Genomic DNA, 5,937 nt, shown 5'->3' with positions numbered 1-5,937 from the left:
GACTCAGTATCGGTAGTGCTCGGGCTTGTAGGGGCCCGCGACGTCGACACCGATGTAGGCGGCCTGCGACGGCGTGAGCTCGGTGAGCTCCACACCGAGCGCGGCGAGGTGCAGGCGGGCCACCTTCTCGTCGAGCACCTTCGGCAGCGTGTAGACCCCGATCGGGTACTCGGCCTGCTTCGTGTAGAGCTCGATCTGCGCGAGCACCTGGTTCGAGAACGAGTTGCTCATGACGAACGACGGGTGGCCGGTCGCGTTGCCGAGGTTCATGAGACGGCCCTCGGAGAGCACCAGGATGCTGCGCCCGTTGGGCAGCCGCCACTCGTGCACCTGCGGCTTGATCTCGACCTTCTCGGCCCCCGGCAGCTTCTCGAGACCGGCCATGTCGATCTCGTTGTCGAAGTGCCCGACGTTCGCGACGATCGCCTGGTGCTTCATCCGCTGCAGGTGATCGACGGTGATGACGTCCTTGTTGCCGGTCGTCGTCACGAAGATGTCGGCGTACTCGACCGCCTTCTCGAGCGTGGTGACCTGGTAGCCGTCCATCGCCGCCTGGAGGGCGTTGATCGGATCGATCTCGGTCACCTTCACGCGGGCGCCGCCCTGACGCAGCGAGGCGGCCGAGCCCTTGCCCACGTCGCCGTAGCCGCAGACCACGGCGACCTTGCCCGACAGCATGACGTCGGTGCCGCGACGGATGGCGTCGACCAGCGATTCACGGCAGCCGTACAGGTTGTCGAACTTCGACTTGGTGACGCTGTCGTTGACGTTGATCGCCGGGAACGGCAGCTCGCCGCGCTCAGCCATCTGGTACAGGCGGTGCACGCCGGTGGTGGTCTCTTCCGACACGCCGCCGATGGCGTCGCGGATGGCCGAGTAGAAGCCCGGCTTTTCCTTCAGGTACCGCTTCATGACGGCGAAGAGGGCTTCCTCTTCCTCGTTGGTCGGGTTGTCGAGGACCGAGGGGTCCTTCTCGGCCTTCGGCCCCAGCACGCACAGCAGGGTCGCGTCGCCGCCGTCGTCGAGGATCAGGTTCGGATAGCCGCCGTCGGCCCATTCGAAGATCTTGTGGGCGTAGTCCCAGTACTCGACCAGGGTCTCGCCCTTCACGGCGAAGACCGGGGTGTTGTTGGCGGCGATCGCGGCCGCGGCGTGGTCCTGGGTCGAGAAGATGTTGCACGAGGCCCAGCGGACCTCGGCGCCCAGCGCTTCCAGCGTCTGGATCAGCACGGCGGTCTGGATGGTCATGTGCAGGCTGCCCGCGATGCGCGCGCCCTTCAGCGGCTGGGCGGCGCCGTACTCGGCCCGCAGCGCCATCAGACCGGGCATTTCGGTCTCGGCGATGGCGATCTCCTTGTTGCCGAAGTCGGCGAGCGAGATGTCGCGAACGATGTAGTCGGTCATGGGTCAGTCCTGATCGGGGGTTTGCCGGGGCTATAGACCGACGCGGCCCCGGGGGCAAGAAACGCATAAGGATATCCTTATGTCCCTACCAAAGTAGGGGTTTCTCCTAGGGTCGCTGTTAACCACGGCAACGCTTCGGTTCGTTAGTTAGGAAACGAACGAAGCAGGAGCCCGATCATGTCGAACGTCGCCATGCAAGACCGACTGGCCTTCATGGGCCTGGGCGCCCCGTCGGCGGCCTACCGCTCGATCGAAGGCGTGCTGCGGGAGGCCCTGCCGGATGCGCTCGCCGCCTTCTACGATCAGGTCCGCGCGACCCCCGCAATGCGGCGCTTCTTCCGCGACGAGGCCCACATCACCGGTGCGAGCACCGCGCAGCAGGACCACTGGGCGGCGATCATCGAGGGGCGGACCGACGAGAACTACGGCCGTTCGGTCCGGATCATCGGTCAGGTCCACGCCCGCATCGGACTGGAGCCGCGCTGGTATATCGGCGGCTACAGCGTCCTGCTGGCCCACCTGATCGAACGCATCAACCAGCGCCCCCGCAAGTGGATGGAGAAGGCGGCCGATCACGACCGGATCACCGGCGAGGCGGTGGCCGAACTGACCCAGAGGGTCATGCTGGACATGGATCTGGCGATCTCGACCTATCTGGACGCCCTGCAGGAGGAACGCGACCGCAGCGAAGCCGCCCGGGCCGAGGCCGAGGCCCGTCAGACTCATGTGGTCGGCGTGGTCGGCGCGGCCCTGACCGGCCTGTCGCACGGCGACCTGGCCTCGACGGTCGATGAGGAGTTCACCGCCGCATACCAGCCGCTGCGCGACGACTTCAACACCGCCGTCCGGCAACTGAACCAGGCCATGCGCGCCGTCGCCGAGAACGCCGGGTCGATCCGCTCGGGCGCCGGCGAGATCACCCTCGCCGCCGATGACCTGTCCCGTCGCACCGAGCAACAGGCGGCGTCGCTGGAAGAGACCGCCGCCGCCCTGGACCAGATCACCGCCACGGTGAACCGGACCGCCTCGGGGGCCCGTCAGGCCTCTGACGTGGTCCAGGGCGCCCGCAGCGACGCCGAGACCTCCGGCCGGGTGGTCCGGCAGGCGGTGGATGCGATGGACGCCATCGAGAAGTCGTCCCAGGAAATCGGTCAGATCATCGGCGTCATCGACGAGATCGCCTTCCAGACCAACCTGCTGGCCCTCAACGCGGGGGTCGAGGCCGCCCGCGCCGGCGAGGCTGGTCGCGGCTTCGCCGTCGTCGCCTCGGAAGTCCGCGCCCTGGCCCAGCGCTCCGCTGACGCCGCCAAGGAGATCAAGGCCCTGATCTCTGCGTCCAGCGTGCAGGTCGCCTCGGGCGTGGATCTGGTCGGTCAGACCGGCGAGGCGCTGCAGCGGATCGTCGGCCGGGTGGCGGAGATCGACGGGCTGGTCTCGGAAATCGCGGCCTCCGCCCAGGAGCAGGCCACCGGGCTGCGCGAGGTCAACACCGCCATCAACCAGATGGATCAGGTGACCCAGCAGAACGCCGCCATGGTCGAACAGACGACGGCCGCCAGCCACGCCCTGCGCCAGCAGGCCGAAAGCCTGTCGGGCTCGGTCGACCGCTTCAGCCTCGGGTCGCAGGCCGGACAGTCGCGCATCCGGCGCGTCGCCTGACCCCGGCCAACTGACCTTTGTTCACCCGAAACAGGGCCTTGCCGTAGCGGAAGCGGGCGGGCAGGAACGCGTTCCATGACACGCGACCTCGCCACCCCCCGCCACGACTGGACGCTCGAACAGGTGGAGGCGCTGTTCGCCCGCCCCTTCATGGAGCTGGTCTATGACGCCGCCACGGTGCACCGGACCTGGTTCGACCCGTCCGAGGTGCAGAAGAGCCAACTCCTGTCGATCAAGACCGGCGGCTGCGCCGAGAACTGCGGCTACTGCTCCCAGTCGGCCAGCTTCAGGACCGGGCTGAAGGCCGAGAAGCTGATGGAGACCTCCGCCGTTCTGGCCGAGGCCATGGCGGCCAAGGCGGGCGGCGCCTCGCGCTTCTGCATGGGCGCGGCCTGGCGGGAGCTGAAGGACCGCGACACCCCGAAGCTGGCGGCGATGATCTCGGGCGTGAAGGCGCTGGGTCTGGAGACCTGCGCCACCCTGGGCATGCTGACCGCCGACCAGGCGAAACAGCTGAAGGCCGCCGGTCTGGATTATTACAACCACAACCTCGACACCGGCCCCGAGTACTATGCCGAGGTGGTGACCACCCGGACCTATCAGGACCGGCTGGAGACGCTGGAGCACGTCCGTGACGCGGGCATGTCGACCTGCTGCGGCGGCATCGTCGGCATGGGCGAGGCGCGACACGACCGGGCGGGACTGTTGCACGCCCTCGCCACCCTGCCGGTCCATCCCGACAGCCTGCCGGTCAACGCCTTGGTGCCGGTCACCGGCACGCCGCTGGGCGACCGGGTGAAGAAAGAGGGCGAGATCGATCCGATCGAGTTCGTCCGCACCGTCGCCGTGGCCCGGATCGTCTGTCCGAAGGCCATGGTGCGCCTGTCCGCGGGCCGCGAGACCATGAGCCCGGAAATGCAGGCCCTGTGCTTCCTGGCCGGCGCCAACTCGATCTTCGTCGGCGGCAAGCTGCTGACCACCCCGAACCCCGAGCAGGACGAGGACGCCCGCCTGTTCGCCCTGCTGGACCTCAAGCCCATGCCGATCGCCGCGGCCGAAGCGGCCGCCTGAAACGCGAACCGCCTCCCGGCGGATGCCGGGAGGCGGTCGATCAGCTAACCGGTTGAAAAATCAGCGCGTGTAGTAGTAGTCCGCGATCTCGCACACATTGATGCGGAAGCGGGTCAGTTCCTGGCCGTTGGTGAAGCGGGCCTTGAAATCGTACAGGCAGGCGCCCGAGCCGTCGTCGATGTTCATGGTCACGCTGGAGCCGCTGCCCAGGACGCTCGAGCCGAGCATGTCTTCTTCCCAGTCGTCGACGCGCGAGTCCGACGCGTAGAAATGCGTCATCGTCCAGCCGGTCTGGTTGTGGATGCGGACCCGACGGTTATAGCCGTCGCGCGACTGCACCACGATGGTCGCCACGGGCTGGGCGGCGATGCGCGGTTCGGCGGTGGTCGCCGAGGCGGTTCCGAAGGCGGCCGCCAGAAGGGCGGCGCCGGCGATGATGTTGATGGCCTTCTTCATATCCAGTCTCCCCGAGCCTTCCCCGGCTCCGATAACGCTGTGATGCGCTTTTTTCGGGGGTCTGTCTCCTGACGTCGCCTGACGACTGAATCGTCCAAAGGTCTTGCAGGCGGGGGGGTGTTTCCCATATCGGCGTCAATCCCCGGAAAACCCCGCAGATCGTGGGGCTTTCCATAAATCCAACAGACCCTGAAATCGGGGGCAGTCACGCGCGGCGCTTCGCTTTAAAAGGCCGCCGCACCGCCCGCTGAGATGGAGTGAAAGACTAAGCATGGCCAAGATCATCGGCATCGACCTGGGCACGACGAACTCGTGCGTCGCCGTCATGGACGGCAAGAACCCCAAGGTCATCGAGAACGCGGAAGGCAACCGCACCACCCCGTCGATCGTCGCGATCCAGGACGGCGGTGAAGTGCTGGTGGGTCAACCCGCCAAGCGCCAGGCCGTCACCAACCCGACCAACACCTTCTTCGCCATCAAGCGCCTGATCGGCCGCTCGTTCTCGGACCCGGTGGTCGCGAAGGACAAGGACATGGTGCCCTATGACATCGTCAAGGGCCCGACCGGCGACGCCTGGGTGAAGGCCCACGGCAAGGACTACTCGCCGCAGCAGATCTCGGCCTACACCCTCGGCAAGATGAAGGAGGCCGCTGAGGCCTACCTCGGCGAGACCGTGACCCAGGCCGTCATCACCGTTCCGGCCTATTTCAACGACGCCCAGCGTCAGGCGACCAAGGACGCCGGCAAGATCGCCGGCCTGGAAGTCCTGCGCATCATCAACGAGCCGACGGCGGCGGCCCTGGCCTACGGCCTGGACAAGAACGACGGCCAGAAGATCGCCGTCTATGACCTCGGCGGCGGCACCTTCGACGTCTCGATCCTCGAGATCGGCGACGGTGTGTTCGAGGTGAAGTCGACCAACGGCGACACCTTCCTGGGCGGCGAGGACTTCGACCTGCGTCTGGTCGACTATCTGGCCGACGAGTTCAAGAAGGAGCAGGGCGTCGACCTGCGTTCGGACAAGCTGGCCCTGCAGCGCCTGAAGGAAGAGGCCGAAAAGGCCAAAAAGGAGCTGTCCTCGACCACCCAGTACGAGGTCAACCTGCCGTTCATCACCATGAACGCCTCGGGTCCGCTGCACCTGAACATCAAGTTGTCGCGCGCCAAGCTGGAAGCCCTGGTCGAAGACCTGGTCCAGCGCACCATCGAGCCGTGCGTGAAGGCCCTGAAGGACGCGGGCCTGAAGGCCTCGGACATCGACGAGGTGGTTCTGGTCGGCGGCATGACCCGCATGCCCAAGGTGCAGGAAGCCGTGAAGGCCTTCTTCGGCAAGGAGCCGCACAAGGG

General features: G+C 66.8%; 5 protein-coding genes. 3 read left to right on the top strand and 2 right to left on the bottom strand.

What is annotated here, in order from left to right; all coding sequences use genetic code 11:
* Window positions 1-3: 3 nt before the first annotated feature.
* Complete coding sequence (ahcY, locus tag VGE03_RS04810) at window positions 4-1,404, bottom strand: adenosylhomocysteinase (protein ID WP_331045331.1); 1,401 nt, start codon at window positions 1,402-1,404, stop codon at window positions 4-6.
* Between the two features lie 177 nt (window positions 1,405-1,581).
* On the opposite strand from ahcY, the gene VGE03_RS04805 reads away from it, so the two are divergent.
* A complete protein-coding gene (locus VGE03_RS04805; protein ID WP_331045330.1) occupies window positions 1,582-3,063 on the top strand; it encodes a globin-coupled sensor protein in 1,482 nt (493 codons plus the stop codon).
* Window positions 3,064-3,138: 75 nt separating this feature from the next.
* Complete coding sequence (gene bioB / locus VGE03_RS04800) at window positions 3,139-4,134, top strand: biotin synthase BioB (protein ID WP_331045329.1); 996 nt, start codon at window positions 3,139-3,141, stop codon at window positions 4,132-4,134.
* A 60-nt stretch (window positions 4,135-4,194) separates the two neighbouring features.
* Here bioB and VGE03_RS04795 read toward each other — a convergent pair whose 3' ends face one another.
* Window positions 4,195-4,590 carry a hypothetical protein gene (locus tag VGE03_RS04795; protein ID WP_331045328.1) on the bottom strand — a complete coding sequence of 132 codons (396 nt, stop codon included), beginning with the start codon at window positions 4,588-4,590 and terminating at the stop codon, window positions 4,195-4,197.
* Window positions 4,591-4,861: 271 nt separating this feature from the next.
* Between VGE03_RS04795 and VGE03_RS04790 the strand changes: the two genes are divergently transcribed.
* Window positions 4,862-5,937, top strand: a 1,076-nt coding sequence (locus VGE03_RS04790; protein WP_331045327.1) for an Hsp70 family protein, incomplete at its 3' end; no start/stop codon positions are given.

Origin of the sequence: Brevundimonas sp., assembly GCF_036400995.1 — a bacterium.
Taxonomy (GTDB): domain Bacteria; phylum Pseudomonadota; class Alphaproteobacteria; order Caulobacterales; family Caulobacteraceae; genus Brevundimonas.
Note: the sequence above shows the minus strand (reverse complement) of the source record. Positions and strands in the feature narration are given on the sequence as shown.